General features: G+C 67.2%; 18 protein-coding genes and 1 pseudogene. 3 read left to right on the forward strand and 16 right to left on the reverse strand.

What is annotated here, in order from left to right:
* Positions 1-8: 8 nt before the first annotated feature.
* From ACSFA7_RS07130 to ACSFA7_RS07140, 3 genes are all read right to left on the reverse strand, one after another.
* Positions 9-1,241, reverse strand: a complete 1,233-nt coding sequence (locus tag ACSFA7_RS07130; protein WP_435498720.1) for a class I SAM-dependent methyltransferase — start codon at positions 1,239-1,241, stop codon at positions 9-11.
* 123 nt (positions 1,242-1,364) lie between these two features.
* On the reverse strand, positions 1,365-2,306 hold the full coding sequence (locus ACSFA7_RS07135; RefSeq protein WP_435498721.1) for a cation diffusion facilitator family transporter: 942 nt from the start codon (positions 2,304-2,306) through the stop codon (positions 1,365-1,367).
* 22 nt (positions 2,307-2,328) lie between these two features.
* Complete coding sequence (locus tag ACSFA7_RS07140) at positions 2,329-3,321, reverse strand: AraC family transcriptional regulator (RefSeq protein WP_435498722.1); 993 nt, start codon at positions 3,319-3,321, stop codon at positions 2,329-2,331.
* A 222-nt stretch (positions 3,322-3,543) separates the two neighbouring features.
* Between ACSFA7_RS07140 and ACSFA7_RS07145 the strand changes: the two genes are divergently transcribed.
* Positions 3,544-4,578, forward strand: a complete 1,035-nt coding sequence (locus ACSFA7_RS07145) for an aldo/keto reductase (RefSeq protein ID WP_435498723.1) — start codon at positions 3,544-3,546, stop codon at positions 4,576-4,578.
* 9 nt (positions 4,579-4,587) lie between these two features.
* Here the strand turns inward: ACSFA7_RS07145 and bioD are convergent, their stop codons facing one another.
* The 4 genes from bioD to ACSFA7_RS07165 form a co-directional block, all read right to left on the reverse strand.
* The gene (bioD, locus tag ACSFA7_RS07150) at positions 4,588-5,316 is read right to left on the reverse strand and encodes a dethiobiotin synthase (protein ID WP_435498724.1); all 729 of its coding nucleotides are present in this window, start codon (positions 5,314-5,316) and stop codon (positions 4,588-4,590) included.
* Entirely contained in the window at positions 5,313-6,545 is a 1,233-nt protein-coding gene (bioF, locus tag ACSFA7_RS07155) for an 8-amino-7-oxononanoate synthase (RefSeq protein WP_435498725.1), read from the reverse strand. Before bioF ends, bioD begins: the two co-directional genes overlap by 4 nt.
* On the reverse strand, positions 6,529-7,926 hold the full coding sequence (gene bioA / locus ACSFA7_RS07160) for an adenosylmethionine--8-amino-7-oxononanoate transaminase (RefSeq protein ID WP_435498726.1): 1,398 nt from the start codon (positions 7,924-7,926) through the stop codon (positions 6,529-6,531). Before bioA ends, bioF begins: the two co-directional genes overlap by 17 nt.
* 311 nt (positions 7,927-8,237) lie before the next feature.
* The gene (locus ACSFA7_RS07165) at positions 8,238-8,744 is read right to left on the reverse strand and encodes a DUF3658 domain-containing protein (RefSeq protein ID WP_435498727.1); all 507 of its coding nucleotides are present in this window, start codon (positions 8,742-8,744) and stop codon (positions 8,238-8,240) included.
* Between the two features lie 73 nt (positions 8,745-8,817).
* On the opposite strand from ACSFA7_RS07165, the gene ACSFA7_RS07170 reads away from it, so the two are divergent.
* On the forward strand, positions 8,818-9,981 hold the full coding sequence (locus ACSFA7_RS07170; protein WP_435498728.1) for a hypothetical protein: 1,164 nt from the start codon (positions 8,818-8,820) through the stop codon (positions 9,979-9,981).
* Between the two features lie 124 nt (positions 9,982-10,105).
* On the opposite strand, the pseudogene ACSFA7_RS07175 reads toward ACSFA7_RS07170, so the two are convergent.
* The 7 genes and pseudogenes from ACSFA7_RS07175 to ACSFA7_RS07205 form a co-directional block, all read right to left on the reverse strand.
* Positions 10,106-10,452, reverse strand: a pseudogene (locus ACSFA7_RS07175) (esterase-like activity of phytase family protein).
* A gap of 42 nt (positions 10,453-10,494) precedes the next feature.
* Positions 10,495-11,361, reverse strand: a complete 867-nt coding sequence (locus ACSFA7_RS07180) for an NmrA family NAD(P)-binding protein (RefSeq protein WP_435498729.1) — start codon at positions 11,359-11,361, stop codon at positions 10,495-10,497.
* Between the two features lie 10 nt (positions 11,362-11,371).
* Entirely contained in the window at positions 11,372-11,686 is a 315-nt protein-coding gene (locus tag ACSFA7_RS07185) for a plasmid stabilization protein (protein ID WP_435498730.1), read from the reverse strand.
* A gap of 123 nt (positions 11,687-11,809) precedes the next feature.
* Complete coding sequence (locus ACSFA7_RS07190; RefSeq protein ID WP_435498731.1) at positions 11,810-12,523, reverse strand: glycosyltransferase family 2 protein; 714 nt, start codon at positions 12,521-12,523, stop codon at positions 11,810-11,812.
* The gene (locus tag ACSFA7_RS07195) at positions 12,520-13,134 is read right to left on the reverse strand and encodes a class I SAM-dependent methyltransferase (RefSeq protein ID WP_206173429.1); all 615 of its coding nucleotides are present in this window, start codon (positions 13,132-13,134) and stop codon (positions 12,520-12,522) included. Before ACSFA7_RS07195 ends, ACSFA7_RS07190 begins: the two co-directional genes overlap by 4 nt.
* Positions 13,131-13,892 carry a PIG-L deacetylase family protein gene (locus ACSFA7_RS07200; RefSeq protein WP_435498732.1) on the reverse strand — a complete coding sequence of 254 codons (762 nt, stop codon included), beginning with the start codon at positions 13,890-13,892 and terminating at the stop codon, positions 13,131-13,133. The genes ACSFA7_RS07195 and ACSFA7_RS07200 overlap by 4 nt, the downstream gene beginning before the upstream one ends.
* The gene (locus tag ACSFA7_RS07205) at positions 13,880-14,890 is read right to left on the reverse strand and encodes an acyl-CoA dehydrogenase family protein (protein ID WP_435498733.1); all 1,011 of its coding nucleotides are present in this window, start codon (positions 14,888-14,890) and stop codon (positions 13,880-13,882) included. Before ACSFA7_RS07205 ends, ACSFA7_RS07200 begins: the two co-directional genes overlap by 13 nt.
* Positions 14,891-15,165: 275 nt before the next feature.
* Between ACSFA7_RS07205 and ACSFA7_RS07210 the strand changes: the two genes are divergently transcribed.
* On the forward strand, positions 15,166-15,378 hold the full coding sequence (locus tag ACSFA7_RS07210; protein WP_435498734.1) for a hypothetical protein: 213 nt from the start codon (positions 15,166-15,168) through the stop codon (positions 15,376-15,378).
* A 73-nt stretch (positions 15,379-15,451) separates the two neighbouring features.
* On the opposite strand, the gene ACSFA7_RS07215 is transcribed toward ACSFA7_RS07210, so the two are convergent.
* Together ACSFA7_RS07215 and ACSFA7_RS07220 are read right to left on the reverse strand one after the other, a co-directional pair.
* The gene (locus tag ACSFA7_RS07215; RefSeq protein ID WP_435498735.1) at positions 15,452-16,081 is read right to left on the reverse strand and encodes an ANTAR domain-containing response regulator; all 630 of its coding nucleotides are present in this window, start codon (positions 16,079-16,081) and stop codon (positions 15,452-15,454) included.
* Between the two features lie 4 nt (positions 16,082-16,085).
* Positions 16,086-17,234, reverse strand: coding sequence for a transporter substrate-binding domain-containing protein (locus ACSFA7_RS07220; protein ID WP_435498736.1), 1,149 nt, complete (start codon positions 17,232-17,234; stop codon positions 16,086-16,088).
* Positions 17,235-17,271: the final 37 nt, after the last annotated feature.

The raw sequence follows: 17,271 nt of genomic DNA on the forward strand, positions 1-17,271 counted from the left end.
CGCGAAGTTCAGCCCGCGTTCAACGCCGAGGTGCCGTCGTAGATATAGCGGCGCGACCACGGCAGCGTCTTCGCCGCCCTGCCCGCCTTGCGCCCCACGATCTGGTAGATCGCCACGTCGTCGTTCTCGAAGGCATACGCGCAGCCCGCGAGGTACACGCGCCAGATGCGGAATTTCTCCTCGTCGACCATCGCGTGCAGCTTCTCGCTGTTGGCCTCGTAGCTGTCGCTCCAGTAGCGCAGCGTCTGCGCATAGTGACGGCGCAGGTTCTCGATGTCGAAGGCCTCGAGCCCGCCCTGCTGCATGGCCTGCAGCGCGAGGCTGATGTGCGGCAGCTCGCCGTTGGGGAACACGTAGCGGTCGATGAAGTCGCCGCCGCCGTACGAGACGCCACCGCCCTCGGGGTCGGACGAGGTGATGCCGTGGTTCATCACCACGCCGTCGTCGGCCAGCAATTCGCGCACACGCTTGAAATACGCCGGCAGGTTCTTGCGGCCCACGTGCTCGAACATGCCCACGCTGGTGATGCGGTCGAACTGGCCTGTCACGTCGCGGTAATCCTGCAGGCGGATCTCGATGCGGTCTTGCAGGCCCGCGGCCTTCACGCGCTCGGTGGCCAGGTCGAACTGGTTCTGCGAGAGCGTGACGCCCACGCAGCGTGCGCCGAACTTCTGCGCGGCGCGGATCACCAGCGCGCCCCAGCCGCAGCCGATGTCCAGCAGCGTCTGGCCCGGCCGCAAGTCGATCTTGGTGAGGATATGGTCGATCTTCTTCAACTGCGCGGTGGCGAGGTCTTCATCGCCGTTCTCGAAGTAGGCGCACGAATAGACCATGTTCGGGTCCAGCCACTGCTGGTAGAACTCGTTGGAAACGTCGTAGTGGTACTGGATCGATTTCTTGTCCGACGACTTGGTGTGCGTGAAATAGCGCGCCATGTTCTGCAGCGCGCCGCCCTGCTTGTCGATCGACGTCTTCGCCAGGCCGTAGGCGATGTCGATCACGTCGCTGAGCTTGCCCTCGATGTCGATTTTGCTCTTGACGTAGGCCTCGCCCAGGTTGTCGAGCGTGGGCTGCAGCATGAGCGACAGCGCAGCGGGCGACTTGACGTGCAGCGTGACCGAAGGTCCGCTGAAATTGCCGAAATCGTAGGACTGGCCGTCCCACAGCGTCAGCCGCGCGGGCAGGTTCGCGCGGTCACGAACGGCGGCGCTCCACTGCGCCAGCTTTTTTTCCCAAAGCATGCATCTCTCCGTGTTGTTTGGTTCTCCCGGCGCCTGTGCGCCAGGGTGCTGCAGCGAGCAAAACAATAACGAAAAAATTTGAAACCTGCATGGTCGTGACGACGCAAGAAATTGCAGTAAGTGCTACAAGGCGCCGCCGTCCTTTGCCGGTGCCGCGTCGGCCTGCGGCGCATCGGTCGCCTCGATGAAGATGCGCTTGATCGTCGGGAAACGCGCACGCACCTGTTGCTCGATGGCCGCGATGGCTTCGCCCGCCTCGCCGGTGGAGATGTCGTCCTTGAAGTTCACGTCGACGATCACCAGCGCCTCGTCGGCCCCGATGTACATCGACAGCACATGGCCCACGTCCTGGACGCTGGGCTGCTCCATTGCGATGGCGCGGATGGCGCGCGCGGTCTCGGGCCGGATGCCTTCGCCGATCAGGAGGCCCCGAGCCTGCGCGATGAGCAGCACGGCCACGCCCGCGAGCAGCACGCCGATGACCACCGAGGCCACGCCGTCGAGCACCGGCATGTCCAGCGTGTGGCTGAAGTAGATGCCGAGCGCGGCCACCAGCAGGCCCACGAGGGCTGCGGAGTCCTCGGCCAGCACGGTGTAGGTGGTCGGGTCCTTGCTGCGGTCCAGCGCCTGCCAGAACGGCGTTCCCCCGGCCTGCGCACGAAACTGCTTCAAGGCAATGAGGAAGCTCGCACCCTCGAACACGAAGGCCGCCGCGAGCACGACGTAGTTCCATGTCGGATCGCGCATCGGCTCCGGCGCGCGGATGTGCTGGATGCCTTCGTAGAACGACACGCCGCCGCCCAGCCCGAAGATCAGCACCCCCACGATCAGGCTCCAGAAATAGAGCTCCTTGCCATGGCCGAACGGATGCTCGGGCGTCGCAGGCCGCTTGCTGAGCTTCAGGCCCACGAGCAGCAGCACGCCGTTGAAGGTGTCGACCGCCGAGTGGATGCCCTCCGACAGCATCGCCGAGCTGCCGGTGATGCCCGCCACGACGAACTTGGTGATGGCGATCGCGACATTGGCGCCGATGGCGCCATAGATCGCGACCTTGGATTCGGCCATGCGGCTCAGTCAGCCGGGCCGCTCAGGCCGCTTCCATCGACGCCGCCGCCATCGCATCGTTGCCGGCCTCGGAGAGCCAGCGCTGCTTGTCGCGCAGCGGCGGTGCACCGAACATGCGGCCGTACTCGCGCGCGAACTGCGACGGGCTTTCGTAGCCCACGCTGTGCGCCGCGCTCGCCACGTCGATTCCGGTCACCAGCATCTGGCGACGCGCCTCCTGCAGGCGAAGCTGCTTCTGGTACTGCAGCGGGCTCATCGCGGTCACCGCCTTGAAGTGATGGTGGAACGACGACACGCTCATGTGCACCGCGCGCGCCATGTCTTCCACCCGCAGCGACTGCGCATAGTTCACGCGCAGCGCGCTGATGGCCTTGGCGATGCGCTGGGTGTGGCTGTCCTGCAGCGCGATCTGGCGCAGGCGCGCGCCCTCGCCGTTCACCAGCAGGCGATACATGATCTCGCGCTTGATGAGCGGCGCCATGATCGGCACGTCCTCCGGCGTCTCGACGAGTCGCAGCAACCGCAGCACCGGCTCCAGCACCGGCATCGCGATGCGGTTGACGTACATGCCGCGGGAAGCCGGCGCGTTGGCCTTGGCGGGCAACTTCTCGTCGCCGATGAGTTCGCCGATCTCGTCGAGCGCAAGCTCCAGCCGCAGGCCCAGGTAGGGCTCGTTGTCGCTCGTCAGGCGCACCTGGCCGCACACCGGCAGGTCGACCGAGGTGACGAGGTAGTGCATCGGGTCGTACACATAGATGTCGTCGCCCATGATGATCCGCTTGGAGCCCTGCGCGATCAGCCCGAGCGCCGGGGTGGCGAAGGCGTGCTTGGGGCGGTCGGGCTTGCTGATGCAATACACCTGCAGGCCGGCCACCGGCGTTTCCACCGTGCCGTCGCGCCCGCCGGTGATGCGGTTGATCAGCGCCACCAGTTCCTTCCTGGCTTCGTCGAGTTCGGGCTCCAGCGGCATCGGCTGGGCAATGGCTACAGCGATTTCGGGTGTTTCGTCGGACATGTAGAGGGCCTTGTCGCGGTTGAGGACACGGTGGCGCGCACCGTGGAGGATCGGGTGGTTTGCAGCTTAGCGCCGCTCCCATGAAACTGCACGCCCGCGGAACAAGGTCTGGAGAAATAGGCAAAGACTTTGCAGGAACGCGCTCGCCGCCCCGGGGGTCGCAGGCGGATACTTTTTGCCAACACCTCCCCGAACACCTCTCCCAACACAAAGGACCTTTCCATGCAGTACCGCAAATTCGGCCGCACCGGCCTCCTGGTTTCCGAACTCTGCCTCGGCACGATGACCTTCGGCGGCGGCTCGGGCATCTGGAGCCAGATCGGCGACCTCCAGCAGAGCGAGGCCGAAGGCCTTGTCGGCCGGGCCGTCGACGCCGGCATCAACTTCATCGACACCGCCGACGTGTACTCCGAAGGTCAGTCGGAAGTCATCACCGGCCAGGCGCTGAAGAACCTCAAAATCCCGCGCGACAGCGTGGTGGTCGCCACCAAGGTGCTCGGCGAAACCGGCAGCAAGGGCCCGAACGCGGGCGGCGCCTCGCGTTATCACATCATGGACGGCGTCAAGGCGAGCCTGAAGCGCCTGCAGCTCGACCACATCGACCTGTACCAGATCCACGGCTTCGACCCGCTCACGCCGATCGAGGAAACCGTGCATGCGCTGGACAACCTCGTGCAACAAGGCCACGTGCGCTATGTCGGCGTGTCGAACTGGGCCGCCTGGCAGATCGCCAAGGCGCTGGGCATCGCCGAGCGCGACCGGCTCGCGCGCTTCGAGTCGCTGCAGGCCTACTACACCATCGCCGGGCGCGACCTGGAGCGCGAGCTGGTGCCGATGCTGCGCAGCGAGAACGTCGGCCTCATGGTCTGGAGCCCGCTGGCCGGCGGCCTCCTGAGCGGCAAGGTCGACCGCCACACTGAAACCGAAAAGGGCACCCGCCGCGCCACCTTCGACTTCCCGCCGGTGAACCGGGACCGAGCCTACGACTGCATCGATGCGATGCGCGTGCTGGCCGAGGCCCGCAAGGTGTCCGTCGCGCAGATCGCGCTGGCGTGGCTGCTGCACCAGCCTGTGGTGACCAGCGTGATCATCGGCGCCAAGCGCGTCGACCAGCTGGACGACAACATCGCCGCCACCGCCATCGAGCTCTCCGCCGACGAGCTCGCCACCCTCGACAAGGCGAGCGCGCTGCCGGCCGAGTACCCGGGCTGGATGCTGGAGCGCCAGCGCGCGAACCGCGACAAGCACCTGGCCTGATCGAACGGTTCAGGCCAATGCAAGCGCGGCCGAGCGCCGCGCGGCGTGGGCCGCGGTCGCGCGCAGTGCGCGCAGGTCGAGGTGCCGCGCGGCGCTGGCCGCACCGGGCTCGGCCAGATGCGGCACCACGCCGAGCAACGGCGCACCGAGCCGGTCGCGCAGGGTCTGCAGGTTGGCCTCGGGCGACAGCATCTGCGGCTCGATGACGCTCGCGACCCAGCCCGCCAGCACGAGGCCACGCGCGCGAATGGCCTCGGCGGTCAGCAGCGCATGGCTCAGACAGCCGAGCCGGAGCCCGACCACGAGGATCACCGGCAGGTCGAGCGCCACCGCAAGGTCGGCGCTGTCGAGGTCGTCGCCGAACGGCACGCAGAACCCGCCCACGCCTTCGACCACCACCGCATCGGCGCGCTGCGACAGCGCCGCGAAGGCCGACAGCAGCGGCGGCAGCTCGATGCGCACGCCCTCTTCCCGCGCCGCGAGATGCGGTGACATCGGTGCGCGCAGCAGGTAGGGGCAGCGCAAGGCCAGCGGCGCATCGACATTGCCGGCCGCGCGCAGTTGCTCGACGTCTTCGTTCTGCCATGCCCCGTCAACACGCTCCAGGCCCGCGGCCACCGGCTTCATGCCGACCGCGCGCAGGCCCGACGCGGCCAGCAGGCTCAGCATCGCGCTGCTGACCAGCGTCTTTCCTACCCCCGTATCGGTGCCCGTGACGAACCAGCGGCGCTGTGTCATGCGGCCTCCTTCCACGGCTGCGCCAGTGCCTCGCCCAGCACATCGACCAGACGGGCGACGTCGGCCTCACTGTGACTGGCTGAGAGCGCGATTCGCAGGCGCGCGGTGCCGGCAGGCACGGTCGGCGGGCGGATCGCACCGACACGAAGGCCGCGCGCATCGAGCTGCGCCATCGTCCGCATCGCGCGCGCGTTGTCGCAGAGGATCAGCGGCTGGATCGCGGTAGGTGAATCAGGCAGCCAGGCGCTGCCATCCGCCGGCAGGATTGCTCGCACGCCCCGGCGCAGCTGTGCAATGCGCGCCTTCAATTGCGCACGACGCTCGTCACCCTCCTCGCCCTCGATCAGCGCGAGGCTCGCGAGCAGCGCATGCGCAATGGCCGGCGGCGCGGCCGTGGTGAAGATGTACGGGCGCGCCCGCTGCACGAGGTAGTCGATGACGGTGCGATGCGCCGCTACGAACGCACCCGACACCCCCGCCGCCTTGCCCAGCGTGCCGATGAGCACCAGCCGCTCCGAGCGCAGCGCCACCGCCTGCAGCGCACCCCGGCCCGTGGCGCCCAGCACGCCGAAGCCATGCGCGTCGTCCAGCACCAGCCACGCGTCGTGGCGCTCCGCAAGCGCGAGCAGTTCGGCCACGGGCGCGATGTTGCCGTCCATGCTGAAAACCGCATCGCTCACGATGAGCTTGACCGGCGCGTCGCAGGCCGCGAGCTGCGCGTCGAGCGCCGCCACGTCGCAATGCGGATAGCGCTCGACCCGCGCCTTGGCCAGCCGCGCGCCGTCGATCAGCGAGGCGTGATTGAGCGACTCCGAAAATATCACCGCCTCCGCGCCACCCAGCGCCGACAGCACAGCGAGGTTGGCCATGTAGCCCGTGCAGAAAAAGAGGCTGCGCGCCTCGGGGATGAATGGCGCCATCCAGTCGGCCAGCCGTTCTTCGAGCGCGGCATGCGCGCGCGAGTGGCCGAGGATCAGGTGCGACCCGCCGCTGCCCGTGCCGTAGCGCGCCGCGCCTTCGGCCAGAGCGGCCGACAGCGCCGGATGCGCGGCAAGGCCGAGGTAGTCGTTGCTGCTGAAGCCGAGCATGGTGCGCGGCGCGGTCGCACCGCCCAGCGTCAGCGACTGCTCGGGCGCGCAGGCCGTCTCGGCGACTTGACGGCGGCGGCGCAGCGATTGCGCATCGAGCGCCGTGATCTCATCCTGCAGGCGTTCAAGCAAGCGCAGCATCGCGGACTCCTGCTTCTGCATGGCCGGGAATGGACACCGCCTGCAGCGTGGCCAGCGTGCCATCGACCAGCAGGTCGATCTCGTCGTCGTTGATAGCGTAGGGAGGCATGAGGTAGACGGTCGGACCGATGGGCCGCATCAGCAGTCCGTTCGCACGCGCGGCGAGATGAAAGCGCTCGGCAAAACGGCCCCCGGGCTCGCGCACGTCGAAGGCCGTGATCATTCCGCGCTGGCGCAGGTGGTCGACGGGCATGCCACGGAGCCCTTCGCGCAACCGGCCGATCAAGCGTTCGACACGGCCGCGGTTGCGCCGCAATGCATCCTCGCGCTCGAACAGGTCGAGCGTCGCGAGCGCCGCTCGGCAGGCCAGCGCGTTGCCGGTGTAGGAATGCGAATGCAGGAAGCTGCGCGCCACGTCGTCGTCCACGAAGCCTTCGTAGATCGCATCGCGCGTCATCACCAACGCGAGCGGCAGGTAGCCGCCGCTGATGCCTTTGGAAAGGCACAGGAAATCGGGCCAGATGCCGGCCTGCTCACATGCGAAGAAAGTGCCGGAACGGCCGCAGCCCACCGCGATCTCGTCCGCGATGAGGTGCACTTCGTAGCGATCGCACAGGGCGCGCACAAGGCGCAGGTATTCGGGGTCGTGCATCGCCATGCCGGTGGCGCACTGCACGAGCGGCTCGACGATCACGGCGGCGATGGATGCGTGCCGCTCGGCCAGCAGCGCTTCGAGTTCTGCGGCAGCACGCCGCGCCACGGCGAGCGCATCCTCGCCCGGCAGCGCGGTTCGCGCGTCGGGCGACGCGACAAGGTGCGCGTTCGCCAGCAGCGGCGCATAGGCATCGCGGAACACCGGCACGTCGGTCACATGCAATGCGCCCAGCGTTTCGCCGTGGTAGCCATGTCGCAGCGCGACGAAGTTCTGCTTGCCGCTGCGACCTGCGTTGCGCCATGCGTGGAAGCTCATCTTCAGCGCGATCTCCACGGCCGAGGCGCCATCGGAGGCATAGAAGCAATGGCCCAGCGCGTGTCCGGTCAATGCGGACAAGCGCTCGGCCAGTTCGACGGCCGGCGCGTGCGTGCAGCCGGCGAGCATCACGTGCGAGAGCGTGTCGAGCTGGTCCTTCAGCGCTGCGTTGATGGCCGGATGCGCATGGCCGAAGAGATTGACCCACCACGAGCTCGTTGCGTCGAGATAGCGGCGGCCGTCATGGTCGTAGAGCCAGACGCCCTCGCCCCGCGCGATCGGCAGCGGCGGCACCGCTTCGAGCCGGATGCTCTGCGTGCATGGATGCCAGACATGGCGTCGGCTGCGCTGCTGCCAGCCGGTGTTTTTCGACGGCGCAGGCATTGTGGGAGAAGCAATCGTTGGAGGCATCCGCGCATTCCTTTGAGGGGCAAGGCGCGGGATCGTATCGATGCGAATCCGCTGCGGCAAACGACTGGCGCGGGTGTTGAATGGCTCGCACTTGAGCGACGTTGGCAGGCATAGGCCGCTCGTTCCGGGCAGCCTCGCGCAACACGACGGCTTCACGTGTGGTGGCCGCCGCAAGGGACACATGCAAGTTGTCTTGCAGGCACCAAAGATAGTGGTGGAATGTCTGATTTCCGCCGATAGAAGGCTGTTTTTTCGTCTATCGGACAGCCCAATGGCCGATCCAGACTAAAGAGCCTGGATTGCCCTTCATTTCAGTTGCCGGGCAACCTGACCTCGCTGTGGCGCATGTGATCGAGGTTGCCTTGCGACTCCAGTTGTCCCGCTTCGACCAATACTTTCACCCTCTGCACGAAGTACCCATATGGGATGTCCGCGAACTGATTGGCCCCGCGCGTCGACGCCATGCCGACCACGCTCGCAACCTTTTTCCACGACGGCGCGCAAGCCGCAAGAAGGAACTCATCGATCTCGCGCGTCTGTGCTGCAGTCAGCCGACTCACTGCGTCCTGCTCATCCGGTTCCAGCAATGTGCTGGGGACCCCATTCGGAGTGCCCGTGTCGAGTTCGGGAAACTGAAGAACCAATGGGGCACGCAGCCTGGAAAGCATGTCCACGGTGACGTCACTGTGCGCATGCAGCAGCTTGTCGCGTGCAGGCCCCTCGGGTATGTTCCAGAGCAATGCTTCAGCCTCGTCCAGCGCGCCGAGGGCACGTTCGTAGGCTTGGTACAACGCCTCAGCGTCTTGTTGACTGATCATGGTTGGAGCGTATGTGACGATGCGCCACGCATCAAGAGTCCGCCGACAGAGATCGGCATCCAGCATCTTTCGCATGACTGCGCCCAACAACCATTCCTCGGTTCTCATTGCCTACGGCAGCCGTGCACCGGGCGGTGCCAACCACCACATCTACGCATCCTTGCCCGGAAAGTGGCGCAAGGGATTCATCAACCAGATCTGCCACGAGGCACCCGACGACATTGGCCCGGGAGAGGGACACCTGATCGAGGCATGGCTCCTCGAACTGCCGGGCAAGAACGTCGAGATGTACACGCCGGAATACGAGGCTCGGAAGAGAACGCTGCACGACATCTGGACCGGCCTCGATGCAGCCATCGGCCCCGAATGGGGGCGCACCGACATGAGGTGGTGGCCCGAGGGTTCCGAGCCGCTCGCCAGCGCCGGCGGGATGCTCGTTGCCAACATCCACGTGCCGCTCCATCGCTTCGCCTACCTCGCCGACCCGGACGATGTACCGCACCCGGACGATGCGGACGACATCGTGAAGTTATGGCAACAGGTCAAGCGAGGCGAGAAGGAATACGACTGGTCTCATTTCCCCGCGCTCATCAAGGACGCGGACCCCGCCGAGTTCGACGACCTGTTCGGCGAACTGCCGAATTCCCACAAGTTCCTGTCTCGGCTCAAGCAACTGTTTGCCGACCATCTGTTGAGCAAAACCTCGGTGCTCACGGATGGTGAAGAAAAGTTCTACTGGTATGTCTACCCGTTGCAACGCAACGCCTTGCCCATGTCCGCGCTGATGGAACTTGCCAAGCAGGACATCGCTCAGCGGGTGGCGTTCCTGCGCCGACGTGACCTCGACGCTGAAGCCGATGTCTTGGCACGTCTTCATTTCGAGCCGGGCAGTCCCGACGATCCGGTCTATGAACCCGCCGCAGCGGCGATGGCCAGGTTCGACGACGAACTGCGCTATACCGGCCAGGATCATCCACGTTGGATGTACTGCCTCAAGGAGGCCTGCTATGGCATCGCGGCCAGCTTCGTGCTTCGGGATTGGCTGATGCTGGCCCTGAATGTCGAATTCCTGCGGCCGGCCCGGGCGTCGCATGGAATGCTCAAGACGCTGGGTCTGCGCAAGGGCGAGCCAGCGTTCGATCTGGAGCCTGCTTATCGGCTTTGGAAGGCCGGAGGCGAGTACGTGCTGGACGGCGAAACCTGCTTTGTCCGTGAGGTCGACCGACGCCAAGCGTGATCTTCCGGCCCGTCATGGCCCAAAGAAAGTCCGATGTTCGAGATGCAGCGCTACGGCAAGCTGACCGACCGTTTCGGCGGACACTGGATGCTGAACCGCACAGGCCCTGCGCGCTAGCCCAGCCCTACTTCCCCACCACCTCGAAAGCCAGCACCTGCGTGATCTGGCTCGCGGCATTGAAGTTGTTGTCCGACACCAGCACCAGCGTGTCATGCCCGTTGGCGAGCTTCGGGCCCCAGGTCATTCCTTCGATGTTATCGAGCTTCTTCAGGCCCAGTGTGTTGAGGTTGAGCACCAGGCGCTTCTGCACGGGTTGTAGTCGGCGCCGGCCAGGCTCGCGATGGCGCGGACGTCGGTGGCACCGGCGATGTCGATCTGGTAGAGGCGGATGTAGTTGACGTAGACGCCGTCGGCACCCTGCACGCCCGAGCGTTCGATCACGAGGAACTGGTGGTCGTTGATCGCCAGCATCTCCTAGACGCCGTTGTCCGCCGACTTGCCGGCCCGGCCCACTCAGCCTGTGTTCTTCCTGACCAGCGCCGTGATGTATTCGTCCAGCGAAGTCGCCCCGCGCTCCGGCTTCCCTGGCTCTTCCTTGCTCTCCAGCGTCATGCGGGTCATGGCCACATACGACTTCGCTGCAGCCTCTGAAAATCCCTGCGACCGGAACGCCTGCTCCCACTGCTCGGGCGGCGTCACCGCCACCTCCACAGATCGCCCCAGCGCCTGAGAAAACGCCCGCGCAACATCGCCCGGCGAATAGCGCTTCGGCCCTTCGACGTAGTGCGGCCCCGAGGCCTCGGCCGCGCCCAGCATCAGCCGTGCGGCGAACTCCCCGAGGTCATGCGGCGCGACCATCGGCAGCCTGAAGTCGGGCGGGTACATGCTGTGGACCTTGCCTTCCTTCTGCGCGGTTTCCAGCGAGGCGTCCCAGTTGCTCATGTAGTAGGCCGCACGGATGGCGCTGACCGGTGCTGCGCCGGCTGCCCGCAGCGCTTGCTCCATGTCGTACAGCACGCCGAGGTCGCCGATGCCGTCGCCGGGTTGCGCGCCGTAGGTCGATTCGCAAACGATCTTCTCGAGCTTGCAGCCCTCGAGCGCGGCCACGATGGCGTGCAGGCTCCTGCGCTCTTCGGCGACCGTGTCGGTCGATGGCGGCGCCGGTGGGTTGAGCGCGAAGAGCCGCTGCCCACTCGCGATCACGCGGTGCAACGCGGCCGTGTCGAACACGTCGACCTCGGCCACATGGGCGCCCTTCGTCTTCAGCGACTCTGCGTGGCGCGCATCGCGCGTAACCACGGTAACCGGCTCGTTGCGCGCCAGCAGGGCTTGCGCGAGCGACGAGCCGACGTGGCCCGTAGCGCCCAGGATGATGTGCATCGCCATCTCCTTACGACCGCTTCTCGGCGGCATTGCGCTTACGCGTGGCGGCGCCCTTCTTCGCGGACGCCGAGCGCTCCGCGGCAGTGCGGGATGCTGCAGCCGCCCCGCCCTTGTGGCCGCCCTTGCGCGACGGCGCATGGTTCTCGGCCTTGCCGCGGCCCGATCCGCTCTTCTTGCCGCCGCCGGTCTCGGCATTCACCGTGGCCCAGGCGCGCCTTTCGGCTTCGCCCTTGCCGACACCGCGGTGCTCATAGCCTTCCTCGATGTGCTCGGCCTTGCGTTTCTGCTTGTCCGTGTAGGACGATTTGTCGCCTCTTGGCATGGTCATCGCTCCTTCAGGTTGAGAAGCTTCACATGCTGGGCGTGCGAATCGCGACGCGGGTAAGAAGACGGACGCGATGCGCGTCAGCGTTGTCCGTCGCGATGCAGGCTCAACGTGAGCCGCTCAGGCTGCGGTTTGCCCGAATGGGCTGAGTCCTGGTTCGGGCGGCTTCGCGAGCGACGCGACCATGGCAAGGATGGTGTCGCCGAAGCCGCCGCGGGCGCGCGCATCGGTTCTTGCGCTGGTCGTCACGCGCGGCCCCGCGCTCCATGCGATGCGCGCCCCGGCCGCCTGCAGCGCCTCGACCAGTGCCACGTCTTCGCTGCACGCCAGCGGCGGGAACCCGCCCACGCGGCAATAGGCCTCGGTCGACACGCCCAGGTTGGCGCCGTGGATGTGCCGATGGCCGTCGGCATCGACATAGTGAGTCGCGAAATGCGCCTGCACCGCGCTGCCTTCGAGGCCATACACGCCCCAGTCTTCCACCCCGATCGAGCCGCAGACGACATCGGCGTTCTCGGCCAGTTGCTTGACCAGCCAATCCGGCGAGACAAGCGTGTCGGCGTCGGTGAAGGCGAGCCAGCGCGCGCCGCCGCCGACGAACAACTCCGCGCCGCGGGCCCGTGCGATGCCGACATTGCGGGCATCGAGCGCAATGCCGGTGACGGGGTATTGCGCGACCACCGCGCCCGTCGAATCGCTGCAGCTGTCGAGCACCACCGCCACGCCGACCGTTTCACCGAAGAGCGCCGGGTGTGCCGCCGCATGCAGCACCGCCTCGAGCGCCGCGCCGATGCGCTCGCCCTCGTTGTGCGCGGGAATGACGACGCCGATCACCGGATGCCCTCGCGCTCGGCCACCGAGCGGCTGTCGCGGGTCCAGACCTGCATCACGAAATCGTCTTCTTCATGGAGCGCCAGCCGGGCGAGCCCGAGCGCGGCGAGCGCGCCGTGCACATCCTTCGTGGACAGGCTGCGCTGCGCGAAATCGGGGCGCCAGTCGCAGGCGACGAGGGTGCCGTCGGCTTCCAGCGTTTCTTCGCAGCAACTGGCCAGGCGCTGCATGTCGTTGCGGTCGAGAAAGTAGCCCAGCTCGCTCAGCACGATGAGGTCGAAGCGGCCGTCCTCGCGCGGCCAGTCGGCAGGCAGCACGTGCTGCGCGATGCGCACGTTGGCGCGGCCCTCGGTGCGCTTTCGTGCAAGCGCCACCGCATGCGCCGAGAAATCGCTCGCCAGCAGATGGTCGCAGCGGTGCGACAGCGCCAGCGTGAGCTCGCCGATGCCGCAGCCCGGCTCGTAGACCCGCCGGTAGCGCGCCTGCGGCAAGGCCGCCAGCAGCAGCGCCCGCTTGCGCGCTTCGTACCAGCGCTGGCGCAGCGCATAGGGGTCTTCGCTGGCCGAATAGAGCGCGTCGAAATAAGGCCGCTGGTCATTGTTGCCGGCGCTCACAGGAAGATCACCTCGAAGGGGCGCGCCGCGCGCTGGACGGTGGTGGCGCGCAGCACCGGGCCGGAGCCGGTGGACGCATCGCGCCGCAGTTGGCTGGTGAACGCATTGACGGCCGCGCGCTTGCGCCGCACCGCCTCTTCGCTGAGCGGGAGCCGGAAGGCGTGCTGCCAGGGCATGCGCACGTCGCCGGGGCGCGACCAGTGCCAGCCCCACACGGGCACTTCCGCGAGCCGCGCGCCGGTGCTGGCGGCGGCCAGCGCGCAGGCCTCGCCGGTCGCTTCATGGTCGGGGTGGCCGTCGCGGCGCCAAGTGGTGAACACCACGTCGCCGGGCCGCAGCAATGACACGAGCCGCGCCGCGAGCACGGCGCGCACCCCCTTCAGGCCGCCATCGGGCAGGCCCAGGCGGATGGGTTCGATGGCGAGGCCGAGGCACTGGAGCGCCTTCAGGCTCTCGCGCGGCCGGGTGCGTGCAAGCCGCTCGACGGACCATTCGGTCGAGCCCCGGTGGCTGGCGGTGCCGTCGGTGACCGCGATCACCTCGACAGGTCGGCCGCACGCGGCCAGTTGCGCGAGCAGGCCGCCGACCGAGAGCACCTCGTCGTCGGGATGCGGCGCGACGACCACCGCGCGGGCGCTCTTCGGAACCAGGTCCTGCGGGGTGATCGCGGGCAGGCGTGCCAGGCCGGGCCAGCGGCTCCACTCGGCCTCGGTCGTGCCCTCCCCCCGGATGGCGCGTCGTTGCGCTACAGCGTCCATGACGATGGCTCCTCTTGCTCGTTCACAGCGAATTGACCGAGGGCGGCGAGATCGCGCTCGGCATGGCTCTGGCGCAGGAACACCGGCAGGTCCGCCATCGCGCGGGCGAAGCGCGGGTCGCGGCAGAGCGGGCCCGCGCCGACCGCGCGGCCGGCGTGGTGCATCACCTCGTTGGCGGCCTGTTCCACGGCGAGGCGGGCGCGCAAGGCGATGCGCTGCGCGTTGTCCTGCGGATGGCGGTCGATCCAGGCGGCGGCTTCACGCAGTTGCGCGGCCGCTGCGGTCAGTGCGACGTCGATGGCGCCGAGATGTGCGAGGCGGTGAGCGTCCGGCTTGGGCCCCTTGCGCTGCTGGACCATGCGCGCAATGCCGAGCACGCCGCCGAACCAGCAGGCCGCGATGCCCGCGCCGCCCTGCCAGAAGCCGGCGCGGCTCACATAGTCGCCGGGCCGGCCGATCTGCGTGGCCACCGCGCGGTTGAACCGAACATCGACGCTGGCGCTTGCAGCCATGCCAACGGCATGCCAGCCGTTCTCGGTCACCCAGACGGTGGGCTGGTCCATGGCGACGGCCGCCAGGCACGGCTCGCCGGCCGCATTCCAGCAGCTGACGACAGCGTGCGACACGGTTGCTGCGCCCGAGCACCAAGCCTTGGTGCCGCTCAGGCGAACGCGGCCGTTCTGTTGCGCATCGAGCGTGACGCGTGCATCGGGCGGCTCCGCGCACCACGTTCCCCAAGATGCGCCTGCCGGCGTGTCCGGGGTGCCGCCGAGTTCGGCCAGGATGGCGAGCGCGTCGGTGTGCCCCTCGAACAGCTTCACCAAGGAGAGGTCATGCGCCGCCACTTCGGCCAGCACGCGCCAGCGCGCGAGGGTCTGGCCGGCGCCGGGCCGTGGAAGCGCGTCGATGCGCGCATCGACCAGATGCTTCAGCGCCAGGTCGCCGCCGTGGCGAAGCTGCAATTGCAGGAGGGCATCGTCGGGAGCAGGTTGAAGCATGACGGTGGGCCACATGAATCGAAAGAAAAAGAAACTTCGACCCAAGGTAGGCAAGCCATGCAACGCGAATCGTCGGTGGGCAGCCTTCGCCCGTGTAGGAGGAACCGAATAACGCGGCCATTGCCCATGGAAGCCGCACTCAGGCCACGCGCAGCCACCCGCGCGGCATGGCCGACGCCCGGGGTCGGCCTCTTCCCACATGACACGGCCAGCCACGGGAAGAGAAAGGTGCTTTCACCCGCACATTCATTCATCCATCCATGCAAGGAGCCCCGATGACGAAACCCAGCACCATCGATACCCGCGAAGACACGAACGAACGCGACGACAGCGACACCACGCAGCCCTCGGCGCACAACAAGGCGGGCCACCAGCAACCCACCTCCCGCAACGAGCCGCGCCGCACGCCCGAGAGCCGCCACGACCGCGAAAGCCATGTGGGCGGCAGCAATCAGATTCAATCCCGCCGAGGAGGCGGCTCGCGATGAAGCATCGGGCGCGATGACCCGGTGCATGGCCACGGTCTGACGACAGCGGCCTGGGGGCAGCATCTGCCCCCGTTCAGCTCCCGCCGCCGCCCTCGCGCAGGCGCCCGAGGCCCAGCTTCTCCATCGCCTCGTGCGCCTCCACCACCATCAACGCCACTTCCGCCACCGTAACCCGCAGCGTGGTGGCACGCGTTCGCATGTGCTCGTAGGCCTTGGCTTCGGTCAATGACTGCGTTTCGGCCAGCATGCGAACGGCCTTCTCGATCTGCCGGCGCGACCTGATCGTCTCTTCGAGCTTGCTGACCTTGCTCTGCAGCCGCTCCTGGTAGCCGCGCGACGAACGCGCCAGCACCAGCGTGCTCAGCACGCCCGACGAACGGAACGGCCGGGTCAGCACGCCGTGCGCGCTGGTGTCGAGCAGCAGCTTCAGCGTGGTCGGGCTTTCGTAGTCGGACAGCGCGATCAGCGTCGCCTCCACCGCGCTGGCGCACCAGCTGGTGCTGTCCTGCAGTTCCTGCGAGACCTGAAAGAAGATCACATCGCACCCGGTGGGCGGCGCGGAGGGAAAGGGCCAGATGATCTTGAGCCGGCAGCCGATGCGCTTGAGCTGGTCGAGAAGGATGTCGCGATCCTCGCCCGGTGGGTACACCACCGCGACGCAGATGCTGCGCAGGTCATCGTAGAGGCGACGCAAGCTGCTCATTGGGTCAGCTCAGCCAGAACTCGGAAAAACCGAAGGTCGACAGATAAGGGTCCGGCTTGACCGGCCCCGCCCCTTCCCACAACAGGTCGAACTGTCCGTCGCTGCGGCACACGCCGATGCGAGGGGTCAGGAACGTGTGATTGTTCTCGGCATCAATGGACAGCGGCCCCTCGGGCGACTCGAAACGCACCGAGCGCACGGCGTTGACGAGCTTGCGCGTGTCCAGGCTGCCGCTGCGCTCCAGCGCCCGCGCGAACAGGTGGACCTGGCTGTAGGCCGCCTCGGACCACATGCTGGTGGGCCGGTCGCCATAGCGCTTGCGCCACAGCGCGCTGAAGCGGTCGTTGCATTCGTTCTTCAGCGAACTGAAGTACGTGGCCGAGGTGATGTGCCCCGCGCAGGCGTCGGCGCCGGTCATGCGAACCTCTTCCTCCACCATCGACAGGCTGGCGATGGGCATGCGCTGCGGATCGAGCCCGTGCTCGCGGTAGATCTGGTAGAGGCGCCGGGCCGACTGGCCGACGATGGTGCAGAAGATGACGTCGGGCTGCGCATCGGCGATGTCGCGCATGACGTCCTGCAGTTGAGTCTCGGAAGCCTCCAGCGGCACGTAGACCTCGTCGAGGATCTCGCCGCCGTGCTGCTCGACCATCTCGCGCATCACGCGGTTCGACTCGCGCGGAAAGATGTAGTCGGCGCCGATCAGGAAGAAGCGCCGGCCCCGGTTCTTCAGCAGGTAGGCCGCGAGTTGCACGCTGTTCTGGTTGGGCACCGCGCCGGTGTAGATGACGTTGGACGAGTATTCGAAGCCCTCGTAGAACGAGCAATACCAAAGGAGCGCGTTGTTGCGCTCGATCACCGGCAACACCGCCTTGCGGCTGGACGAGCGCGAGCAGCCGAAGATCACGTTGACCTCGTCCTCCAGTAAGAGCCGGGTGGCGAGCCGCCGGTATTCGTCGGCATCGCCCTTGGGGTCGTAGGCCACCGGCAGCAGCGGGCGGTCTAGTACGCCGCCGAGGCCGTTGATTTCCTCGATGGCCAGCGCGGTTCCGAAGAAGTGCTCCGACTCGGTCACGCCGGTCGCGCCCGAGCGCGAATGCAGCACGCCGATGCGCCAGCCGTCTTCGGCGGGGGCGGGTTTGTCAGTGGTCATCGGCTTTCTCCATCGTCATTCAAGAAGGCACCAGCAG

It is taken from the genome of Variovorax trehalosi (genome assembly GCF_051216415.1).
GTDB lineage: Bacteria > Pseudomonadota > Gammaproteobacteria > Burkholderiales > Burkholderiaceae_C > Variovorax.